The organism is Comamonas terrae (assembly GCF_001544075.1).
Lineage (GTDB): Bacteria > Pseudomonadota > Gammaproteobacteria > Burkholderiales > Burkholderiaceae_C > Comamonas > Comamonas terrae.
Genome location: NZ_BCNT01000004.1, coordinates 1 through 19,008 on the forward strand (window position 1 = coordinate 1; position 19,008 = coordinate 19,008).

The 19,008-nt window shown below is 68.6% G+C and carries 20 protein-coding genes; 7 read left to right on the top strand and 13 right to left on the bottom strand.

Going from position 1 to position 19,008, the window contains the following annotated elements:
* The coding region (locus Cte04_RS06325) for a substrate-binding domain-containing protein (protein WP_066474085.1) at positions 1-755 on the top strand (755 nt) is incomplete at its 5' end.
* Positions 756-797: 42 nt separating this feature from the next.
* Here Cte04_RS06325 and Cte04_RS06330 read toward each other — a convergent pair.
* Together Cte04_RS06330 and Cte04_RS06335 are read right to left on the bottom strand one after the other, a co-directional pair.
* Positions 798-1,796, bottom strand: coding sequence for a tripartite tricarboxylate transporter substrate binding protein BugE (locus Cte04_RS06330; protein WP_066474088.1), 999 nt, complete (start codon positions 1,794-1,796; stop codon positions 798-800).
* A 38-nt stretch (positions 1,797-1,834) separates the two neighbouring features.
* A complete protein-coding gene (locus tag Cte04_RS06335) occupies positions 1,835-3,031 on the bottom strand; it encodes an alpha-hydroxy acid oxidase (protein WP_066474091.1) in 1,197 nt (398 codons plus the stop codon).
* Positions 3,032-3,139: 108 nt separating this feature from the next.
* Between Cte04_RS06335 and Cte04_RS06340 the strand changes: the two genes are divergently transcribed.
* Positions 3,140-4,060 carry a LysR family transcriptional regulator gene (locus Cte04_RS06340; protein ID WP_066474093.1) on the top strand — a complete coding sequence of 307 codons (921 nt, stop codon included), beginning with the start codon at positions 3,140-3,142 and terminating at the stop codon, positions 4,058-4,060.
* An 8-nt stretch (positions 4,061-4,068) separates the two neighbouring features.
* Here the strand turns inward: Cte04_RS06340 and Cte04_RS06345 are convergent, their stop codons facing one another.
* Positions 4,069-4,644, bottom strand: coding sequence for a DUF1439 domain-containing protein (locus Cte04_RS06345; RefSeq protein WP_245633310.1), 576 nt, complete (start codon positions 4,642-4,644; stop codon positions 4,069-4,071).
* A gap of 290 nt (positions 4,645-4,934) precedes the next feature.
* Here Cte04_RS06345 and Cte04_RS06350 point away from each other — a divergent pair, with 290 nt between their 5' ends.
* On the top strand, positions 4,935-5,594 hold the full coding sequence (locus Cte04_RS06350; RefSeq protein ID WP_066474099.1) for a DUF924 family protein: 660 nt from the start codon (positions 4,935-4,937) through the stop codon (positions 5,592-5,594).
* A 53-nt stretch (positions 5,595-5,647) separates the two neighbouring features.
* Here Cte04_RS06350 and Cte04_RS06355 read toward each other — a convergent pair whose 3' ends face one another.
* The 5 genes from Cte04_RS06355 to Cte04_RS06375 all read right to left on the bottom strand — a co-directional run bounded on the left by Cte04_RS06355 (position 5,648) and on the right by Cte04_RS06375 (position 11,110).
* On the bottom strand, positions 5,648-6,760 hold the full coding sequence (locus Cte04_RS06355) for an acyltransferase family protein (RefSeq protein ID WP_066474102.1): 1,113 nt from the start codon (positions 6,758-6,760) through the stop codon (positions 5,648-5,650).
* Positions 6,761-7,283: 523 nt separating this feature from the next.
* The gene (locus Cte04_RS06360) at positions 7,284-8,063 is read right to left on the bottom strand and encodes a sterol desaturase family protein (RefSeq protein ID WP_245633311.1); all 780 of its coding nucleotides are present in this window, start codon (positions 8,061-8,063) and stop codon (positions 7,284-7,286) included.
* A 56-nt stretch (positions 8,064-8,119) separates the two neighbouring features.
* Entirely contained in the window at positions 8,120-9,064 is a 945-nt protein-coding gene (locus Cte04_RS06365) for a transporter substrate-binding domain-containing protein (RefSeq protein ID WP_083526535.1), read from the bottom strand.
* A gap of 217 nt (positions 9,065-9,281) precedes the next feature.
* Positions 9,282-10,067: a tRNA-uridine aminocarboxypropyltransferase gene (locus Cte04_RS06370; protein WP_066475329.1), complete on the bottom strand. Its 786-nt coding sequence runs from the start codon at positions 10,065-10,067 to the stop codon at positions 9,282-9,284.
* A gap of 104 nt (positions 10,068-10,171) precedes the next feature.
* Positions 10,172-11,110, bottom strand: a complete 939-nt coding sequence (locus Cte04_RS06375; protein ID WP_066474105.1) for a LysR family transcriptional regulator — start codon at positions 11,108-11,110, stop codon at positions 10,172-10,174.
* A gap of 96 nt (positions 11,111-11,206) precedes the next feature.
* Here Cte04_RS06375 and Cte04_RS06380 point away from each other — a divergent pair, with 96 nt between their 5' ends.
* Positions 11,207-12,427 (top strand): MFS transporter, encoded by a 1,221-nt coding sequence (locus Cte04_RS06380; protein WP_066474114.1) that lies wholly within the window; start codon positions 11,207-11,209, stop codon positions 12,425-12,427.
* Positions 12,428-12,436: 9 nt separating this feature from the next.
* Here the strand turns inward: Cte04_RS06380 and Cte04_RS06385 are convergent, their stop codons facing one another.
* Both Cte04_RS06385 and Cte04_RS06390 read right to left on the bottom strand, forming a co-directional pair.
* Positions 12,437-13,048, bottom strand: a complete 612-nt coding sequence (locus Cte04_RS06385) for a class I SAM-dependent methyltransferase (RefSeq protein ID WP_066474115.1) — start codon at positions 13,046-13,048, stop codon at positions 12,437-12,439.
* A 69-nt stretch (positions 13,049-13,117) separates the two neighbouring features.
* Positions 13,118-13,360 (bottom strand): hypothetical protein, encoded by a 243-nt coding sequence (locus Cte04_RS06390; protein ID WP_066475331.1) that lies wholly within the window; start codon positions 13,358-13,360, stop codon positions 13,118-13,120.
* Positions 13,361-13,639: 279 nt separating this feature from the next.
* On the opposite strand from Cte04_RS06390, the gene Cte04_RS06395 reads away from it, so the two are divergent.
* Entirely contained in the window at positions 13,640-14,818 is a 1,179-nt protein-coding gene (locus Cte04_RS06395; protein ID WP_066474122.1) for an ankyrin repeat domain-containing protein, read from the top strand.
* An 82-nt stretch (positions 14,819-14,900) separates the two neighbouring features.
* Here the strand turns inward: Cte04_RS06395 and Cte04_RS06400 are convergent, their stop codons facing one another.
* Positions 14,901-15,275, bottom strand: a complete 375-nt coding sequence (locus tag Cte04_RS06400) for a VOC family protein (protein ID WP_066474123.1) — start codon at positions 15,273-15,275, stop codon at positions 14,901-14,903.
* A 91-nt stretch (positions 15,276-15,366) separates the two neighbouring features.
* Between Cte04_RS06400 and Cte04_RS06405 the strand changes: the two genes are divergently transcribed.
* The gene (locus Cte04_RS06405; RefSeq protein WP_066474125.1) at positions 15,367-15,945 is read left to right on the top strand and encodes a flavin reductase family protein; all 579 of its coding nucleotides are present in this window, start codon (positions 15,367-15,369) and stop codon (positions 15,943-15,945) included.
* A 778-nt stretch (positions 15,946-16,723) separates the two neighbouring features.
* On the opposite strand, the gene Cte04_RS06410 is transcribed toward Cte04_RS06405, so the two are convergent.
* Positions 16,724-17,731 carry a zinc-dependent alcohol dehydrogenase family protein gene (locus Cte04_RS06410; RefSeq protein WP_066474129.1) on the bottom strand — a complete coding sequence of 336 codons (1,008 nt, stop codon included), beginning with the start codon at positions 17,729-17,731 and terminating at the stop codon, positions 16,724-16,726.
* Between the two features lie 154 nt (positions 17,732-17,885).
* Between Cte04_RS06410 and Cte04_RS06415 the strand changes: the two genes are divergently transcribed.
* Positions 17,886-18,281, top strand: a complete 396-nt coding sequence (locus tag Cte04_RS06415) for a winged helix-turn-helix transcriptional regulator (protein WP_066474132.1) — start codon at positions 17,886-17,888, stop codon at positions 18,279-18,281.
* Positions 18,282-18,363: 82 nt separating this feature from the next.
* On the opposite strand, the gene ycaC is transcribed toward Cte04_RS06415, so the two are convergent.
* Entirely contained in the window at positions 18,364-18,996 is a 633-nt protein-coding gene (ycaC, locus tag Cte04_RS06420) for an isochorismate family cysteine hydrolase YcaC (protein ID WP_066474135.1), read from the bottom strand.
* Between the last annotated feature and the right edge of the window lie 12 nt (positions 18,997-19,008).

Here is a 19,008-nt window from a genome sequence, read left to right on the forward strand (position 1 = left end):
TGGCCGCAGGCTGCGCCCAGCAGCCGACGGCCACGTCCGGCAAGGAGCCTGTGCGGCTGATGACCTCGGGCGGCTTCACGGCCGCGCACAAGCTGCTGGCGCCCCAGTTCACGGCCCAGACCGGCATCCCCGTGGAATCGGCCTACGGATCGTCCATGGGCGCTTCGCCGACCTCCATTCCCAACCGCCTGGCCAAGGGCGAGAAGGCCGATGTGGTGATCCTGGCGCGCGGCGCGCTGGACCAGCTCGCGGACAAGGGCCTGGTCGTGCCCGGCACGCAGGTCGACCTGGTGCGCTCGGCCGTGGGCGTGGCCGTGAAGAAGGGCGCGCCCGTGCCCGACATCGGCACCGAGGACAAGCTGCGCCAGGTGCTGCTGAACGCCAAGAGCATTGCCTACTCGGCCAGCGCCAGCGGCACCTACTACGAGACCCAGATGCTCAGGAAGCTGGGCATCCACGACCAGGTCATGCCCAAGAGCCGCAAGATCGTGACCGAGCGCGTGGGCACCATCGTGGCGCGCGGCGAGGCCGAGATCGGACTGCAGCAGGTCAGCGAGCTGCTGCCCATCGAAGGCATCACCTACGTGGGCACGCTGCCCGATTCGGTGCAGCACTACACCATCTTCTCGGCCGGCACGGCCAGCACCTCGGGCAACCCGCAGGGGCTGGAGCAGCTGCTCAAGTTCTACACCTCGCCCGCGGCCCACAAGGCCATCCGCGACACCGGCCTGGAGCCCATCGCCAAGCCGCGCTGACCGGACGCCGGGGCACGCGCCCGGAGCTGGCGCCCCGGGGATTCAATCCAGCGTCAGCTTCTGCCGGCTCACCACCTCCTTGTAGGTGGCGAGCTCGCTCCTGATCTGCTCGGCGAACTGCTCGGGACTGTTCGCGATCACCAGCGAGCCCGTGTCCTCGATGCGCTTTTTCACCGCAGGCTCGGCCAGCACCTTGCGGACGGCGGCGTTGATCCGGTCCACGACCTCCTTGGGCGTGCCCTTGGGGGCGACGATGCCGTACCAGGCCATGCGGTTGACGGGCTCCAGCCCCACCTCCTTGAAGGTCGGCACATGGGGCAGCACGGCCAGGCGCTGCGGCGCGGCCACGACGATGGGCAACAGCTGGCCGGCCTTGATGAAGGGCAGCGAGGACGGCAGGTTGTCCAGGTTCATGTTCACCTGGCCGGCCACCACGTCGTTGAGCGCCGGGCCCGCGCCCCGGTAGGGCACATGGGTCATCTGCACGCCGGCCATGCTCTTGTACAGCTCCATCAGCATGTGGGTGATGCTGCCGGTGCCGGTGGAGGCGTACGAGTATTTTTCGGGATTCTTCTTCAGTGCCTCGACAAAGCCCTTGTAGTCATGCCCCGGGAACCGGGGATTGACCGCGATGATGTTGGGCGTGGCCGCGATGTTGACGATGGGCACGAAGTCCGTCTCTGGGTTGTACGGGAAGCGGAGCGTGATGGCCGGGTTGGTGGCCATGGTGGACACCGTGGCCACGCTCAGCGTGTAGCCGTCCGGCCTGGCGCGCACGGCCTCGGATGCGCCGATGGTGCCGCCGGCGCCGCCCTTGTTGTCCACCACCACCGGATGGCCCAGCTCCCGCCCCAGCGGATCGGCTACCACGCGCGCGATGATGTCGGTGGTGCCGCCCGCGGCAAAGGGCACGATCAGGCGGATGGGCTTGTTCGGATAGGCCGACTGGGCCAGCGCCGATGTGCCTGCCGGCACGGCCAGTGCAAAGGCCAGGCTGCCGAGCAGCCTGCGTGCGCTGCGGCGCGAAAAGAAGCGGGGCATGGGAAGTCTCCTTCTTGGATGAATGGGTGATGGCGGGATCAGGCGCCGCGGCGCACCAGGTGCTGCGGGCCCAGTTCGGCACAGCCCGTCACGCCGAGCATGGCCAGGTTGCGGTCCACCTCATCGCGCAGCAGGCCGATGGCGTGCGCCACGCCGGCCTCGCCGGCCACGGCGGCCGCATAGTTGAAGGGGCGGCCCACCAGCACCATGCGCGCACCCAGGGCCAGGGCCTTGAGCACGTCCGAGCCGCGCCGAAAGCCGCTGTCGATGAGCACGGGATAGCCGGGGCCCAGGGCCGCCACCACGGCTTCGAGCACGCGCATGGGCGAGGCCGCGCCGTCGAGCTGGCGGCCGCCGTGGTTGGACAGCACGATGGCGTCGGCGCCCACGCGCCGGGCCTGCAGCGCGTCCTCCACGCTGAGCAGGCCCTTGACCACCAGCGGCCCCTTCCAGCGGCGGCGTATGGCCTCGATGTGGCTCCAGCTCAGGTGGTCGCGCGCCGAGAAGTCGCGCAGCACGCTGGACGACATGACGGGCGCGCCGCGCGTGGCGAACGAGTTCTCGAAATGCGGCATGCCGTGCCTGAGCAGCGTGCGCGCGAAGGTGCCGGCCACCCAGCCCGGCCGCGTCAGGCCGTCCCAGGCCAGCCGCAGGCTGGGGCGCAGCGGCGTGGAAAAGCCGGTGCGGATGTTGTTCTCGCGGTTGGCCGAGATGGGAATGTCCACCGTCACCACCAGGGTGCCGAAGCCCGCGCGCTCCACCCGGTCGATCAGCGCGTCGATGCGCGCCTGGTCGCCCGGGATATAGGCCTGGAACCAGGTGTCCGGGCTCTCGCGCGCCACCTCTTCCATGGGGATCAGCGAGGTGCCGCTCATGATGGAGACGATGCCCGCCTGCTGGGCCGCGCGCGCCAGCACCAGGTCGCCCCGGTAGGTGGACAGCGCGCTGATGCCCATGGGCGCGATGCCGAACGGGCTGCTGTAGCGCCGGCCGAACAGCTCCACGGACTGCGAACGCTGCGACACGTCGCGCAGCACGCGGGTCACGAAGCCGTATTCGCCGAACACCTCGCGGTTGTCGCGCAGCGAGCTGTTGTCCTCGGCCGCGCCCGCGATGTAGCCGAAGATGGGCCGGGGCAGGCGCCGGCGCGCGGCGGCCTCGAAGTCGTGCAGCGACAGCATGGGGCGCAGCGCGGCCGGCAGTTTCACGGACGAAGGTTCAGCATAGGAAGCCATGGCGGGAAGCGGGTTCAGGGAATGAGGCGCCACTGTAGGCCCGCGCCATGGTGAAGAAAAGCGAGTTATTTAGAATGAAGAAATTCGCTTTCTGGAAACAAGTTCACCATGCCGCAGCCCTCGGTCAAGCAGCTCGAAGCCTTCTGGTGGGCCGCCACCTGCAGCAATTTCGCGACGGCAGCCGAGCGCGTGCACCTGTCGGTGTCCTCGCTGTCCAAGCGCATCGCCGAGCTCGAAGCAGCGCTGGGCCAGCCGCTGTTCGACCGCAGCGGCCACCGCGCCGTGCTCACCGAGCAGGGCCAGCGCCTGCTGCCTGCCACGCTGGAGGTGCTCAACGCCATGGCCGCGCTGGGCCGCACGCTGGATGAAAGCCCGGCGCGGGCCGCGCTCACCGGCCACTGCCGCTTCGGCGTGGGCGACCTCTCGGCGCTGACCTGGCTGCCGGCCTTCGTGGCCGCCGTGCGCCAGGCGCATCCGCGGCTGACGCTGGAGCCCGTGGTGGATGTGGGCGGCGTGCTCGAGCGCCGCCTGGCCGACGGCGAGCTGGACTTTGCCGTGATCGCCGGGCGCTCGTCGCGCAGCGAACTGCTGTCCCAGCCCGTGGGCGCGGCGCGCTTTGCCTGGGCCTGCGCCCCGCAGCTGGCGGGCGCGGGGCGCCTGGGCGTGGCGGCGCTGCTGCAGCGCCACCCGCTGGTCACGCTGCCGCAAAGCGCGGGCACGACCCGGCTGCTGGACGACTGGCTGCTGGCCCACCAGGCCACGGTGCACGAGCGCATCGTCTGCAACAGCTGGGCGGCCGTGGCGGGCATGCTGCGCGAGGCCGTGGGCGTGGGTTTTCTGCCCGCGCACTGGGTACAGGCGCTGCAGCTGCGCAGCGTGGGCGCGCGCCTGCCGCTGGCACCGCTGCACTACGCCTTCCAGTGGCGGCGCGGCGATGCGCGCGCACTGATCGCGGCCATGCAGCCGCTGGTGCAGGCCCGCGTGGATTTTTCCGCCTCTCCGCTCCTCGCCGGTGCGGCGGGTGCGTAAGCAGGCGTTCAGCGCGCCGGCGCGCCGGCCTTCTTCTGCACCAGCGCCACGGTCAGGCCCTGGGGCGTCACGGTGATGGCACCGGGCTCCACGCCCAGCGTGTTGGCCAGCTCCAGGTCCTGGTCCTGCAGCTGGTACAGCACGATCTGGCCCAGCGCCTGCTCGGCCAGCGCATTGGCGTAGGTGGCCAGCATGTCGCTCATGGCCGGCGCCAGGCCGCTCATCTCCAGGCTGTTGACCTTGATCTGATGGGCACGCAGCGTGCGGTCGGTGCTTTCGTAGCGCAGGGCGAAATCCACGTTGAGCTGGCCGCTGTAGCTTTCCTTGAGCACCTTGCCCGTGAGTTCGGCCGGGATCACGGCGTTGAGCATGTTGCGCTCGGGCACCGTGGTCAGCGCGGGCGCCTTCAGCTGCAGCTGCAGCAGGCCGGCGACCGGGAATTCCTTGGGAAAGCGCCGCGCCACCATCTCCTGCAGCTTCTGCGTGGTCACGCTCACGCTGCTGGGCATGGATTTGCCCGAGCACCCCGACGCAGCCAGGCCCATGCCCACTGCAGCCACCAACAACCAAGAGCGGCGATTCATCACGACACCAGTTCCGTAAAAATTCTCAGCGATTCAAGCCTTGCAGCCCGAGAAAACACGCGCAATGCGCTATTGTTTTTGATTTTCAATGCGGGCCGATTCCCCTGCAGGGGCGGGGGATTCATTCTTCCACCGCCGGCCGGCTCCTGCCTAACGCGGCAGGCCGGCCGGCGTTGACGCAGGCGCGCCCGGCCTGCGCGGCCCGGCCCCAGCATGCCCGGGAAAATTGTGAGCTGCGGGCAAGCCGTGTAAATCATTGAGCTTGTCGCCAGCGCGCACCACAATGGCGCATGACCTCCTCCCAGCCTCCCCTCCCCACCGCCGCCGGCCAACCGGCCCATGACGCCGGCCTGGCCGATGCCGTGCTCGCCCAGTGGTTCGGCAGCGCCCGCCCCGACAATGCCACGGCGCTCGCGCACCAGGCCCAGTGGTTCACCAAGTCCGCGGCGTTCGACGCCGCATTGCGCGAGCGCTTCGGCGCCGCCGTGCAGGCGGCACTGGACGGACAGCTGCGCCACTGGGCCGCGCAGGGCCCGTGGCCATGCCTGGCGCTGATCCTGCTGCTGGACCAGTTCACGCGCAACATCCACCGCGGCACGCCCCGAAGCTTCGCGGGCGACCCGCAGGCGCTGGCTTTGGCGCTGGAGGCCCAGGACCGCGGCCTCGACCTGGAGCTGCCCGAAGTGGCGCGCATCTTCATGTACCTGCCGCTCGAGCATGCCGAGGACATGGCCATGCAGGAGCGCAGCGTGCAGGCCTTCCAGTCGCTGGCGCAGATGGCGCCCGACGCCGCCAGCCGCGAGTTCCTGGCCGGCACGCTGGACTATGCCTACCGGCACCGCGAAGTCATTGCGCGCTTTGGCCGCTTTCCGCACCGCAACCCGATACTGGGCCGCGCCAGCACGCCGCAGGAAAGCGAATACCTGGCCCAGCCCGGCTCGGGCTTCTGAAGCCGCCATGAAAAAACCCCCGGGGCTTGCAGGCTCCGGGGGGTTCGGCTTCATCAGGAGTTCTGGGTGGCTTCGCGCAGCGCGGGCTCCTGGCGCGCCATGCCGGACCTTGCCGGCATGCGGCCGGTCTGGCGGCCGTCGCGGTAGCGCAGCGCCCAGCGCTCCACCGTGTAGAACGACAGGGCCGCCAGCGCCGTCGAGATCAGCACGCCGCCGATCACCGCCACGGGCCACGAATACTCGGCGCGCAGGTAGCGCACCACCGGGTAGTGCCACAGGTACACGCCATAGGACAGGCGGCCCAGCTTGACCAGGGCGGGCGCGGTCAGCATCTCGTAGACCAGGCCCGCGGGCTTTTGCACGGACAGCAGGATGACGATGGCCGCCACCTCCACCACGGTGATGCCCCACAGCATGGCATGCTGGTTGTCCCAGCCCAGCTCCATGATCAGCGGCACGGCCAGCACGAACCACATGGAGTAGGCGCGCTGCGACTTCAGGCGCTCGATCCACTGCGGCTTTTCCACCATCAGCGCGGCCAGCAGGCCGCCCGCGACCAGGCCCGAGGCCCGCGTGTCGAAGCGGAAGAAGATTTCGTAGAACTGCTGGCCCTGGCCCACCCAGAACGCGCGCCACAGCGTGCTCAGCACCCACAGCGCCAGCAGCGGCAGCCAGATGCGCCCGCGCATGGCCGCGGACTTGCGCAGCAGCAGCACCAGCAGCGGCGGCCAGATCAGGTAAAAGTGCTCCTCCACGGACAGCGACCACATGTGCAGCAGCGTGTCGGGGCTGTCGAAGAAGGCGATGCCGTAGTCGGCCAGGTAGAGGATGGAGACCAGCGCGTCCGAGTAGATGTCGGTCAGGTCGGGCCAGATGAAGGGCGCGGCGATGCAGTACACGCCCAGGAACAGGGCCAGCGCCGGCATGAGCCGGAAGAAACGCCGGCGATAGAAGCGCCAGTAGTCGATGCGGCCCTGGCTGCGGAACTCCATCAGCAGCAGCGATGTGATCAGAAAGCCGCTGAGCACGAAAAACAGGTCCACGCCGAAGAACGCGCCATCGAACAGCGGCGCATGCGCGTGGGAGAGGATCACCAACAGGATTGCCACACCGCGCAACCCGTCGAGCGCTGGGTTGTAGTGCAGCTTGTACGCTGTCTCCATCAAAACCGGACACCTTTCCTTTCGCCCGAGCGAGGGTCGGGCTTGCGATCAAAAAAACGGGCCCCGGGCGGGCTGGCCTGCGTGCAGCCGCTGCCCCAGGAAGCGGGACCTGCCGCGTCCGGGCCGCCGCGCCGTCAGGCATTGGAGCGGCCTGCAGCCCAAAAGTTGCCGGCGGATGCAGGCTTGACCGGACTAGTATTCGGAAATCCGGCCGGGCGGCGGGTAACAGCGCTTTACAGCCGGGCGGCCGCTTGCGCTGGTGGGCATGGCAGCCTACGGCGCAGGCGTGCAGCAGCATGCGCGCCCTGCCGGGCAGGGGTTTGCCAGCCTTGTGTCAGGCTGGCGCGGCGAATTGGAACAGATTTTTCAGCTCAGGGTAAGCCCTGGGTTTGAATAGTCGGACAGCGCCGGCGGCCATGTGGACAGCTGTTAACAAATTCCCACAAAATCAGGGGCCGGCGCTCTTCCACATTGCGGAACAAGCTATCAATTTTGACTATTGAAACCGCCGACCGGATGCCTGCGCTCAGCGCCGGGGCTCGTCGGCGCGGGCCGCGGCGGTCGCACAGGCCGGCGCCGTCTTGTGCACGTCGCGCCAGAGCAGCATCTCGGCAATGCGCTCGGATTTCTCGTCGTCGAAGCCCAGGCGCGCGGCGCGCTCGGCCGGGTTGGACCAGGTGCCGAACAGCAGGTCCCACAGCGGCAGGCCATAGTTCTGCGCATGGTGGCCATGTCGATGGTGCACGGTGTGCATCTCCGGGCGCTGCAGCACGTAGCCGAGCCAGCGCGGCGTGCGCAGGTCGGCATGGGTGAACAGGTCGAAGGCTGCCGTCAGCGCCAGGGCCACGGCCGCCGCCGCGGGGCTGGCGCCCAGCACCCAGTAGCTCGATAGCGTGCTCAGCAGCACCGCGGCGGCCGAATCCAGCGGATGGGCGAAGAACGAGGTCAGCGCCTCCACGCGCCGCGCGCTGTGGTGCAGCTGGTGGAACACGCGCCACAGCAGGTCCGAGGCATGCGTGGCCCGGTGCCACCAGTAGAAGACGAAGCTGGTAAGGAAAAAGCTCAGCAGGCCCGTGAGCAGCGGATTCCAGCGCGCGCCCACGTCCAGCAGCGCATGGGCGCGGATGCGGTCCTCGAGCAGGTAGCCCAGCGCCAGCGCGGCGGTCAGGGTCAGCAGGCCCAGGCCCGTGCTGTAGAGCAGCCAGCGCCGGTCGCAGGCATTGCGCGATGCCGGCGCGATCACCTCGCGCGTGAACACGGCGACGAACATCAGCGCAATCAGCGGATAGACCAGATACTCCAGCACGGCAAAGCTCCCCGAGGTTTGCCCTGCAGTCTATCGCCCGCCGCGGCGGCCCGGCCTCACCGGGGCAATACGAACTGCTCCAGCGGCGTGTCGTCGGGCGCGGCCAGCTGCCTCTTGAGCATCTCGCCCATGGGCAGGTTCAGGTTCACGTTGCGGGGCGGAATCGGCTGCATGAACCACTTGTCGTAGAGCTTGTGCAGCTCGCCCGAACGGATCATCTGCAGGATGGCCGCGTCCACGGCCTTCTTGATCTGCGGATCGTGCCGGCTGAACTGGATGGCGATGGGCTCGGCGCCGATCACCTCGCCCACGATCTTGTAGCCCTGGGGATTCCGGCTCTGGCCGATCACGCCGGCCAGCATGTTGTCGTCCAGCACGAAGGCATCGACACGGCCCGACTCCAGCAGCAGAAAGCTCTCGTACTGGTCCTTGCTCATCAGCGTCTTGAAGCTCAGCCCATGGTCGCTTGCGTACTTGCGCAGGATCTGCACCGCCGTCGTGCCCGTGATGGCGCCCACGTTGCGGCCCTGCAGCTGCTTGAAGGAGGTGATGTCCGAGTCCGCGCGCACGGCCATGCGCACCTCGCTCACATAGGTGGTCAGGCCAAAGGCCACCTGCTTCTGGCGCGTGAGGTTGTTGGTCATGCTCGCGCAGTTGAAGTCGGCCGTGCCGTTGTGGATCAGCGGCATGGTGTTCTGCGGCGTCAGCACCATGTACTTGAGCCGGGCCCTGGGCGCGATGGCATGCACCACGCGCTCGCACAGCTCCAGGTGGTAGCCGACGAACTTCTCGTTCGCGCCCAGCGCATAGACCATGGGCGGGGCGGCCTCGCGCACGCCCAGCACCACGGTGCCGCCGGCCTGCCAGCGCTGCAGCGTGGGCGATGCGGGAACATCCTGCGCCGGCGCGGCGGCCACGGCCGAACCCATTCCCGCTGCCACACCCAGCACCACACCCGCGGCCACCACGGCCCGGCCCATCCACTGCAAGCTCTGACTCATATCCACTTCCGGAAAAACAAAAGCGCCGAGACCTCTGGCCATCGGCGCCTGTCTTCACCACCCACCCCGGCATACGCTGCAACCCTGCATCCATGCAGGCTCCAGCCGCCCATTGTCCCGCAGGCTTTATCGCTTGGAGTGGAATGCTTATGCCGTAGGGCTGCGCAAAATTTCCATCCAGGACAGCCTTTGTCCCTTTCCCACCAAGCGCCGGCAGCTATCGTTTTTCATGCATGCAGGCCTGCAGCTGCCGGTGCGCGGCGCTGTCCGGGTCGGCCGGCTGCTGGTGCTTGGCCTGCAGGTAGCGCTCGGTGAACACGGCCAGATACGCCTCCAGCACCCGGCCCGCCTGCCTGTCGGCTGCGTCGCCGCCTAGCTCCAGGCACAGCGCCGCCACCTCGCTGGTGCAGAAATGGTCTGCGCGCGTGGAGCGGCGCAGCCGGTAGTGCGAGATCTGGTCTGGGTGCAGGCTGAGCACCGGAAAGCGGTCCAGGTACGGGCTCTTGCGGAACATCTTGCGCGCCTCGGGCCAGGTGGCGTCCAGCAGGATGAACAGCGGGCGCCGGGCTGGTGCGCCGGGCTGCGGCACCAGTGCCTGCACCACACGCCCGGGCGGCTGCACGAATTCTCCCGGGAACACCACGTAGGGCTGCCACTGCGGGTCGCCCAGCATGGCCAGCAGCTGCGGGTGGGCATCGGTGCGCGACCAGCCGAAGGCCCAGGTATCGCGCACCACGTCGGCGATCAGCCAGCCCGTGTTGCTGGGCTTGAGCGGCTCGGCGTCGTGCATCAGCAGGCACACGCCCGCCTGCGTGGCCAGCTGCGGGCGCAGGTGGCACATGCAGTGCGAGGGCCGCAGCCGGCAGCCCTCGCAGCGCTCGCCCCTGGGGCCGCCGCGCGAGAGAAAGGGCCGCGTGCTGCGCGCCAGCCGCTCGGTGCGCAGGCGCGCGACCGCATGCGGCGCCACGCCCGAATCCACGCTGCGCAGATAGCTCAGCGGAATCTGCGGCGCAGGGGTTTCGGGGCAGGAAGGCAGCAAGGGGTCGGACAAGGGGCACACCGGTAAGGCAAAGGCGGCTATTGTGCAAGATCGCCCGCGCCGGCGCCTCAGGCGCCGCGCATGCCCGGCATGTGGGGAATGGCCTCGCGCATGGCCTCCACGAAGTGGCGCAGCTTGGCCGGGTAGAACTTGGCATAGGGGTAGACGATGCTCACGGGCTGGGGCGCGGCCTCCCACTCGGGCAGCAAGTGCAGCAGCCGGCCCGAGCGCAGGTCATCGTCCACCAGCCATGCCGACACCACGCCCAGGCCCAGGCCGTCGCGCGCGGCACTGAGCAGGGCGTAGAGATTGTCGGTGGACAGGCGCGGCGCGATCTCGATCAGGCTCTGGCGGCCGGGCTCGTCCACGCGCTGCAGCGTCAGCTCGCGCCGGTAGAAGATGCTGGCGGCCAGCCAGGGCAGCTGCGCCAGCTCGGCAGGCGAGCGCGGCAGGCCAGCGCCCCGGGGCAGGGCCGAAGGCGCGGCGATCACGATGCGCCGCACCTGCGCGATGCGGATGGCGACCGCCGACAGGTCCTCCACCATGCCCACGCGAATGGCGCAATCGATGCCGTCGGCCACGAAGTTGGGCGGCCGGTCGCTCAGCATCCACTCCACGTTCACTTCGGGGTGGCGGCGCAGATAGCGCATCAGCGGGCGCACCAGCTGCTCCTGGCCGTAGGCATGCGGCACCACCACGCGCAGCGTGCCGCGCGGCTGGTCGGCAGGGCCGCGCAGATCGGCCTCCATGGCCTGCCAGTGGCCCACCAGCTCGCGCGCATGCTCGAAGCAGCGCCCGCCCTCCTCGGTCAGCTGCATGCCGTGGGTGGAGCGCTGCAGCAGCTTCACGCCCAGCAGGCGCTCCAGGGCCTGCAGCCTGCGGCTCATGGTGGGCTGGCTGGTGCCCAGCTGCTGCGCGGCCGCGGACAGGCTGCCGGCCTCGACGATGCGGAGAAAGCTGAGCATGAGGTCGATGCGGTCCGAGCCCGCAGGCATGGTCTCTGTCATACGTAATGCGTATAGCCAATCTGCAGGCCAGCCTACTACACACGCAAGCGCCCGGCCAGAACAATCGCAGCCATTCCCCAAGCACTGGAATCTGCCATGTCTTCCATACAGAAACTGAATATCACATCAGGCCAGCCTGCGGCCGGCACCGCCCCGTCGCTGAGCACGCGCACCCTGCTGCTGCTGGCCGCCGCGGCCGGCTGCAGCGTGGCCTCCATCTACTACAGCCAGCCCATGCTGGGCACGCTGGCGGGCGAGCTGCACACGGGCGAAGGCGCGGCCGGCCTGGTGCCCACGCTCACCCAGCTGGGCTATGCGCTGGGCATTCTGCTGCTGGCCCCGCTGGGCGACCGCTACGACCGGCGCCGCATCATCCTCGCCAAGGTGGGACTGCTGGCCGCCACGCTGCTGGCCAGTGGCCTGGCACCCGGCATCGCGGCCCTGCTGGCGGCCAGCCTGGCCGTGGGCCTGGCCGCGACCGTGACCCAGGACCTGGTGCCCGCCGCCGCCACGCTGGCGCCCGCCGCCGAGCGCGGCCGCGTGGTCGGCACGGTGATGACCGGGCTGCTGCTGGGCATTCTGCTGTCGCGCGTGGTCAGCGGCCTGGTGGCCCAGTGGCTGGGCTGGCGCATGGTCTACCTGGGCGCCGCGGCCGCCGTGCTCTTGATCGGCCTGGCGCTGTGGCGCGGCCTGCCGCGCTTTGCGCCCACCACCCGGCTGGGCTACCGCGCCCTCATGGCCACCATGCTGGCATTGCTGCGCCGGCATCCGGCCCTGCGCCGCGCGGCCCTGGCGCAAGGCCTGCTGGCCATAGGCTTCAGCGCGTTCTGGTCCATGCTGGCCGTCATGCTGCACCAGCAGCTGCAGCTGGGCAGCGCCGCCGCGGGCGCGTTCGGGCTGGCCGGCGCCGCGGGCGCCCTGGCAGCGCCCCTGGCGGGCAGGCTGGCCGACAGGCGCGGCCCGGAAATCATCACCCGGCTGGGCGCCGCCGTGGCTGCCCTCTCCTTCGCCCTGCTGGCGCTGGACGGCTGGCTGCCCACCGACCATGCGCGCCTGGCCTTGCTGCTGGCCTGCGCCGTGGGCCTGGACTTCGGCGTGCAGGCCGCGCTGGTGGCGCACCAGACCATAGTCTACGGCCTGGACCCCGATGCGCGCAGCCGCCTCAACGCCATTCTGTTCACCGGCATGTTCGCGGGCATGTCCGCGGGCGCGGCCCTGGGCGGCCTGATCATGGGCCTGTGGGGCTGGATCGGCGTGGCGGCTCTGGCCACGCTCACCTCGCTGGCCGCGCTGCTGGTGCGGCTGCAGGGACGCTGAACGCGGCGGCTAGCCGCCCAGGCATTCGAGTTCGAACAGGGGCTGGTCTGCGCGCCGGCTCAGCCAGACGCCGCCGCCCAGCTCCTTGAAGCGGGGCGCCAGGCCGCGCCGGTACAGCTCGGCGCGGTGGCGGAACAGGCGCGGGTCCGTCAGCTCCTCGTCGATGATGTCGCGCTCGTAGTCCTCGCGCGCCACCGCCTCGACATAGAGGCCGCCGCGCGACAGCTCGCCCAGGTTGGCCAGGGCCTTCTTGAGGTCTGCCGGGCTCAGATAGGGCAGCACCCCCTGGCAGATGACCAGATCGAAGGCCTGGCCGTCACGGGGACGGTAGTCGATCACCGAGCCCTGCTCCCAGCCGTAGCGCTCGCACAGATAGGGACTGAACTCCACGCCGTGATACTGCGCGCCCGGGAAGTGCTGCTGCACCGCCTCGCGCCACAGGCCTATGCCGCAGCCCACGTCGAGCACGCGGCACACGGGCACGCGCAGATAGGCCAGGTAAGAGCAGACGAAGGCGCCCAGCCGCCGCGCGTGCTCGGGGTCGATCACGCTGGTCTTCTTGTCGAAGTAAAAGCGCTGGTAGTACGCCTCGTCAAACCACTCGTTGCTTGCCGATTGCATGCAGCCTCCTGTTCATCCCAAAAACAAACGGCGCCGCGAAGGCGCCGTCATGCATGGCCGGGCAGCGGCTTACACGCTGCCCACGACAGACCAGCCCGCATGCTGGTTCTGCTTGTTGTTCTCATAGTCCCAGACCGTGCCGCACTGCTCGCAGACATAGCGCGTCACCGTCACCTGGGCCGCGCCGCGCTCCTCCTTGCGGTTGCCGCGCTGCATCAGTTCGGCATGGCCGGGGGCCTTGCGCCAGTTGCGCTGGATGCCCGCGCAGGCGGCGCACAAATGGTCTTCGGCGGGGGGAGTGGTCTTGGTCATGGAAAGCCGGAAAAAGTGGATGCCGCGCCGGCTGCCCTTGCGGGCTTGTCCGGCCCGGCCTTGCTGCCGGTTGCGCTGCAAAGCCGCCATTGTGACGCCTGGCCCGGTTTCGCACCGGACGCGATGCAGCACCACCCCTGCGGAGTCGGACTTCGGCCTGCCGTGCTGCAGAAGCACCAGCCCCGCTTCCGGCGCATCATGGGCGCACCAATTGTTACCAAATGATTCAGAATCCAGGATTTCCACGATTTGACGCAGCGAACAACAAGGGAGAGTTTTGTGTACAAGAAGACATTGCTGGCCTTCATGGCAGGCGCCATACCGGGCATGCACGCCCTGGCGGCGGATATCCGCGACCAATGGGACATCCAGATCAGCAAGGCGGAGCTGGTCTTTCCCGGCAGCCCGGCACACGACGCCGCCAATGGCATCAAGGAGGCGCTGAGCCAGTTCGCCATTCCCGCCAACCTCAGCTATCGCTCCATACCGCCGGCGCCACCTGCGCGCCCGGGAGCTCCCCAGCTAAAGCAGGTGGCCAGTGCCGTGCCGTCGCCCGAGTACCTCTGCGACGACGCCTATGCCGAGATCTCCAAGAGGCCGCCGCCCGTCAAGAACGCCTTCGCCTTCATTGCCGAAGGCCATCAGGTCTGCCTCTACAGCTTTGCCAAGGGCGTCAAGGCCTATGTGATCTACTACAACATCAAGCGCACCGAGTCGCTGACCTCGGGCCTGTTCAACGGCATCACCCGGGCCATCCGCGGCAGCGATGAAGACCGTGCCGCCGGCCAGCTCAAGGAGAACATCGAGGCCATCCGCGCCAAGCTCCCCAACCTGCTGGTGGAGCGCATCGACATCCCCGGCCGCCCGCAGGAAACGCCGGATCTCGAAGCCGTGGCCTCCCTCATCCCCGCGGCCCCTGAAGTCGTGGCGTCGGCGCCCGGCGCCTCCGTGCCGGCCACGGCCGCCGCGCCCGCCGGCACGTCCATGCAGGCCAAGGTGGAGGCGCGCAAAAACCTCAACGCCATGGGAATGACCTACCACTCCCAGCAGCAGTTCATCGAGGCCATCCGGCGCAAGGACGATGTGGCCGTGCAGCTGTTCATCGACGGCGGCGGCATCAGCCTGGACACCGCCGACAGCAGCGGAAAGACACCGCTGCAGATCGCCCAGGCGCAGGGCACGCCTGAAATCGTGGCCTTGCTGCAGGCCCGGCCCCGACCGCCAGCCGCTGCCACTCCGGCCGCCGAGTCCACCGCCACGCCGGCGCTGCTGCAGCCTGCAGCCGCCAATGCCCCGCCGGTGGACTTCAGCCGCATTCCGCCGGAGCTGCTGGCCGAAATGGACGACGAAGTGGCGAAGATGCCCATCTCCGCCGAGCAGAAACTGCTGGCGCGCACCAACCTGGCGCGCCAGTACCTGAAGATGCAGGCCCTGGCCAACGGCCTGGCGCCCCGGTGAGGCACTGCCCCGCGGCCCTTGCGGCTGCTTCGTGAGCAAAAGGAAAAGGCCGCGACTGCGGCCTTTTTCCATGGGGCGCGCGTCAGCCCTTGGGCGGACGGTAGGCCAGGCAGATCTTGTTGCCGTCCGGGTCGCGCAGATAGGCCAGGTACATGGCGTCGCCGCGCCAGCCCGGCGCATCCTCGATGGACACGCCGCCGGCGGCCACGCCGGCCGCATGCGCGGCATTCACCTGCTCGGGCGACTGGGCGGTGAAGCCCGTGGTGGCACCGTTGCCGGCCGTGGCCGGCTCGCCGTTGATCGGGGTGGAAATCGCGAACACGCCCGTGGGGCTGCGATAGAAAAAGCGGTTCCGGTTGGCGACACCGGGCGCGACACCCAGTTGGCCCAGCAGCGCATCGTAGAAACGCTTGCCGCGCTCCAGATCGCTCACACCCAGCATGACATGGCTGAACATTGCATTCTCCTTGTGTAGCCCCTTGTCGCCTGCCGTCAGGCGAAGATGGCGGCTGCCATCCTAACGGTCTTTCACCACTGCGCAGTCACCCATGCACACCCTGCCCCCCCACTTCACCGCCGTGCCGCTGGACAAGTCCTACCGGCTGCTCAACCACGGCCCCACGGTCATCGTCTCGGCCCGGCATGCGGGCGAGCACAACGCCATGTCCGCCGCCTGGGCCTGCGCGCTCGACTTCGCGCCGCCCAAGGTCACCGTCGTGCTCGACAAGGCCACGCGCACGCGCGCCCTGGTCGAAGGCAGCGGCTTCTTCGCGCTGCAGCTGCCCACCGTGCCCATGGCCGCGCTGACCAAGGCCATAGGCACCGACAGCGCTGTCACCATGCCCGACAAGCTGCGGCGCCACGGCGTGCAGCTGTTCGACGCGCCCGGACTCGACATACCGCTGGTCGAAGGCTGCGCCGCCTGGCTGGCCTGCCGGCTGATCACCGAGCCGCACAACCAGCAGGCCTACGACCTGTTCATCGGCGAGGTCGTGGCGGCCTGGGCCGACGACCGCGTGTTCCGCGACGGACACTGGCAGTTCGGCACCGCGCCGGCCGAGCTGCGCACCTTGCACTATGTGGCGGGGGGGCAGTTCTATGCGATTGGGGAGTCGGTGGTGGTGTGATGGCTTTTATGCCTGCGGCGCTTGTGTCGCTTACAGGTATGGCTATTCTTTTTTCTTTCAGAAGCCGGGTCTCGCCCCGGCGGGCGACCTTCTTTTCTTGCTCGTGCAAGCAAAGAAGGCAAAAGAACACGCCCCTGCTGTCTGCGTCCCTGCGCTTCGCTCCAGGCAAACCTGCGTCACCCGATTCAGTCTGTGGTGCGCCCCCAACTCGCTACGCGCTTTGCGCTTCGCTCAAACAAACGGGCGCAAGTCAGATGACGATGCAACGCTGTCCTGCGGCAGCGTTGCCCGCAGCCTGAACCGGGTGCCGCAGGCGCAGACACAAGGGGGATGGATACGGGTGGCCTGCGAGAGTTGTGGCGAAATCAGCCTTTAGGCCATACCTGACATGCGATAGCAGCTATCAAATCTGAAAGAAGCTATCCCGCACCCTCTTCACCCCTTGTGCCCGCGCCTGAGACGGCGGCCTCTTGTTGCGCGCGGCTGCACCGCAGAGTGCAGCCGCATCGTCATCAAACTTGCGGCCGTTTGTCCGAGCGAAGCGCCGCAGGCGCGCAGCGAGTTGGGCCGCAGCGCCACAAGAGGCTGGCGGCGCAGGTCGCCCGCAGGCGAAGCCGGAGGGTCGCGGGTAGCAGGGCCGGTGCTTTGCCTACTTTCCCACGGGAAAGTAGGTCGCCTGCCGGGGCGAGTCCCGGCGCCGCCGGCCAGGCCTCGTAAAGCAAGCCTTCAGCTACATCAAAAACAGAGCACATACCCAACGGCCTGCAAGGGCCCCTGCTCAGTAATGCAGGCAGATCTTGCCGAAGTGCTGGCCGGCCTTCTGGCGCGCAAAGGCCTCTGCCATCTGCGCCAGCGGGTAGCGGCTGTCGATCACGGGGCGCCAGGCAAACTGCTCGAGCGCGCGCACCATGTCCTGCTGCTGTTCGCGGCTGCCGACGATCAGGCCCTTGAGGGTCTGCTGCTTGCGCATCAGCTCCACGGTGGGCACGTCGCCCGCAAAGCCGGTGAGCACGCCGATCAGCGCGATATGGCCGCCGGGCCGGCAGGCGCGGATGGACTGGGGCAAGGTGGCCGGGCCGCCCACCTCGACCACGATGTCGGCGCCACGTCCGTCCGTGGCGGCCAGCACGGCATCGCCCCACTGCGGCGTGTCCTGGTAGTTGATGACGGCGTCGGCGCCCAGGGCCAGCAGCTTTTCCTTCTTGGCCGCGCTGGAGGTGGTGGCGATCACGCGCGCGCCCATGCTTTTGGCCATCTGCAGCGCGAAGATGGAGACGCCGCCCGTGCCCAGCACGAGCACGGTGTCGCCGGACCGGATGCGCCCGTCCACCACCAGCGCGCGCCAGGCGGTGAGGCCGGCCGTGGTCAGCGTGGCCGCTTCCTCGTGCGAGTAGCCCCGGGGCGCATGGGTGAAGGCCGTGGCCGGCATGTTGACCAGCTCGCGCGCAAAGCCGTCCACGCCGTCGCCGGGCACGCGCTTGAAGTCGAAGGGCACCTGGCCGCCGGACTGCCACTGCGGGAAGAAGCAGGAGACCACGGCGTCGCCCACGGCGAATTCGTCCACGCCCGCGCCCACGGCGGTGACGACGCCGGCGCCGTCGGCCATGGGAATGCGGCCGTCGGGCGCGCCCGCGCGGCCCAGCACCACGCCCAGGTCGTGGTAGTTGAGCGAGCTGGCATGGATGCGCACCTGGATCTCGCCGGCCTGCGGCGCTTCAGGCGCGGGCAGGTCGACCAGGCGCAGGAAGTCCAGGCCACCGGGTTGCTGCAGTTGTATGGCTTTCATGGCGGTTGTTTCCTCAAAGCATGTTGAAAAACGGATGCCTGCATGGTGCATTCAATAGGTGTTCCACGCCAGAACCGACATATTTGTTCGGTAGTATTAAAAATGTAAGTAATGCGCCCGGGCCCTATGCTGGGGCAGGACAGGGGGTCAAGTCATGAAACGTTTGAACGGCAAGAGCGGCTGCGCGGTGGAGGTGACGCTGTCGGTGATGGGCGGCACGTGGAAGCCCATCATCCTGTTCCATCTGCTGCACGGCAAGAAACGCTTCAGCGAGCTGAGCCGCACCATCGGCGCCATCACCCAGCGCATGCTCACGCTGCAGCTGCGCGAGCTCGAGGAAGCAGGCATCGTGGAGCGCACCGTCCATGCCGAGGTGCCGCCGCGCGTGGACTATGCGCTGACCGCGCTGGGCCGCTCGCTGGAGCCCGTGCTGATCGCCATGCGCAACTGGGGCACGGCCTACGCGCGCGACCATCTGCACGAGGATGCGGTGCAGGCCGGTTGCGCGCAGGACGATGGCAGGAATCCGCCCCGGGCCCAGGCGGCATAGGCGCTGGGCGCCATCGCATTGCAGTCATGCAAAAAGCCCGCAGGCCGGGGCGGTCTGCGGGCTTTGGCGCACCGAAAGCAGCTTACTTCCGGGCGGCGGTCAGCGTGCTGTAGCTGTTCATCAGGTTGCGGTAGTCGGGGATGTGGTTGGAGAACAGCGTGCCCAGGCCCTCGATGTCGTTGCGCCAGTCGCGGTGCAGCTCGCAGGCCGCGCCGAACCAGGTCATGAGCTGGGCGCCGGCCTGCTCCATGCGGCTCCAGGCGGCCTGCTGGGTCATGCTGTTGAAGGTGCCCGAGGCGTCGGCGATCACGAACACCTCGAAGCCTTCGGCCAGGGCCGACAGCACGGGAAAGGCCACGCAGACCTCGGTCACCACGCCGGCGACGATGAGCTGCTTCTTGCCCGTGGCCTTGACGGCCTTGACGAAGTCCTCGTTGTCCCAGGCGTTGATCTGGCCGGGGCGGGCAATGTAGGGCGCCGTGGGGAATTTCTCCTTGAGCTCGGGCACCAGCGGGCCGTTGGGCCCGTTCTCGAAGCTGGTGGTCAGTATGGTCGGCAGCTTGAAGTACTCGGCCATGTCGGCCAGGGCCAGCACGTTGTTCTTGAACTTGTCGGGGTCGATGTCGCGCACCAGGGACAGCAGGCCGGTCTGGTGGTCCACCAGCAGCACGGCGGCGTTGTCCTTGTCGAGGCGGACGTAGGGTTTGTTGCTCATGGCGATCTCCTT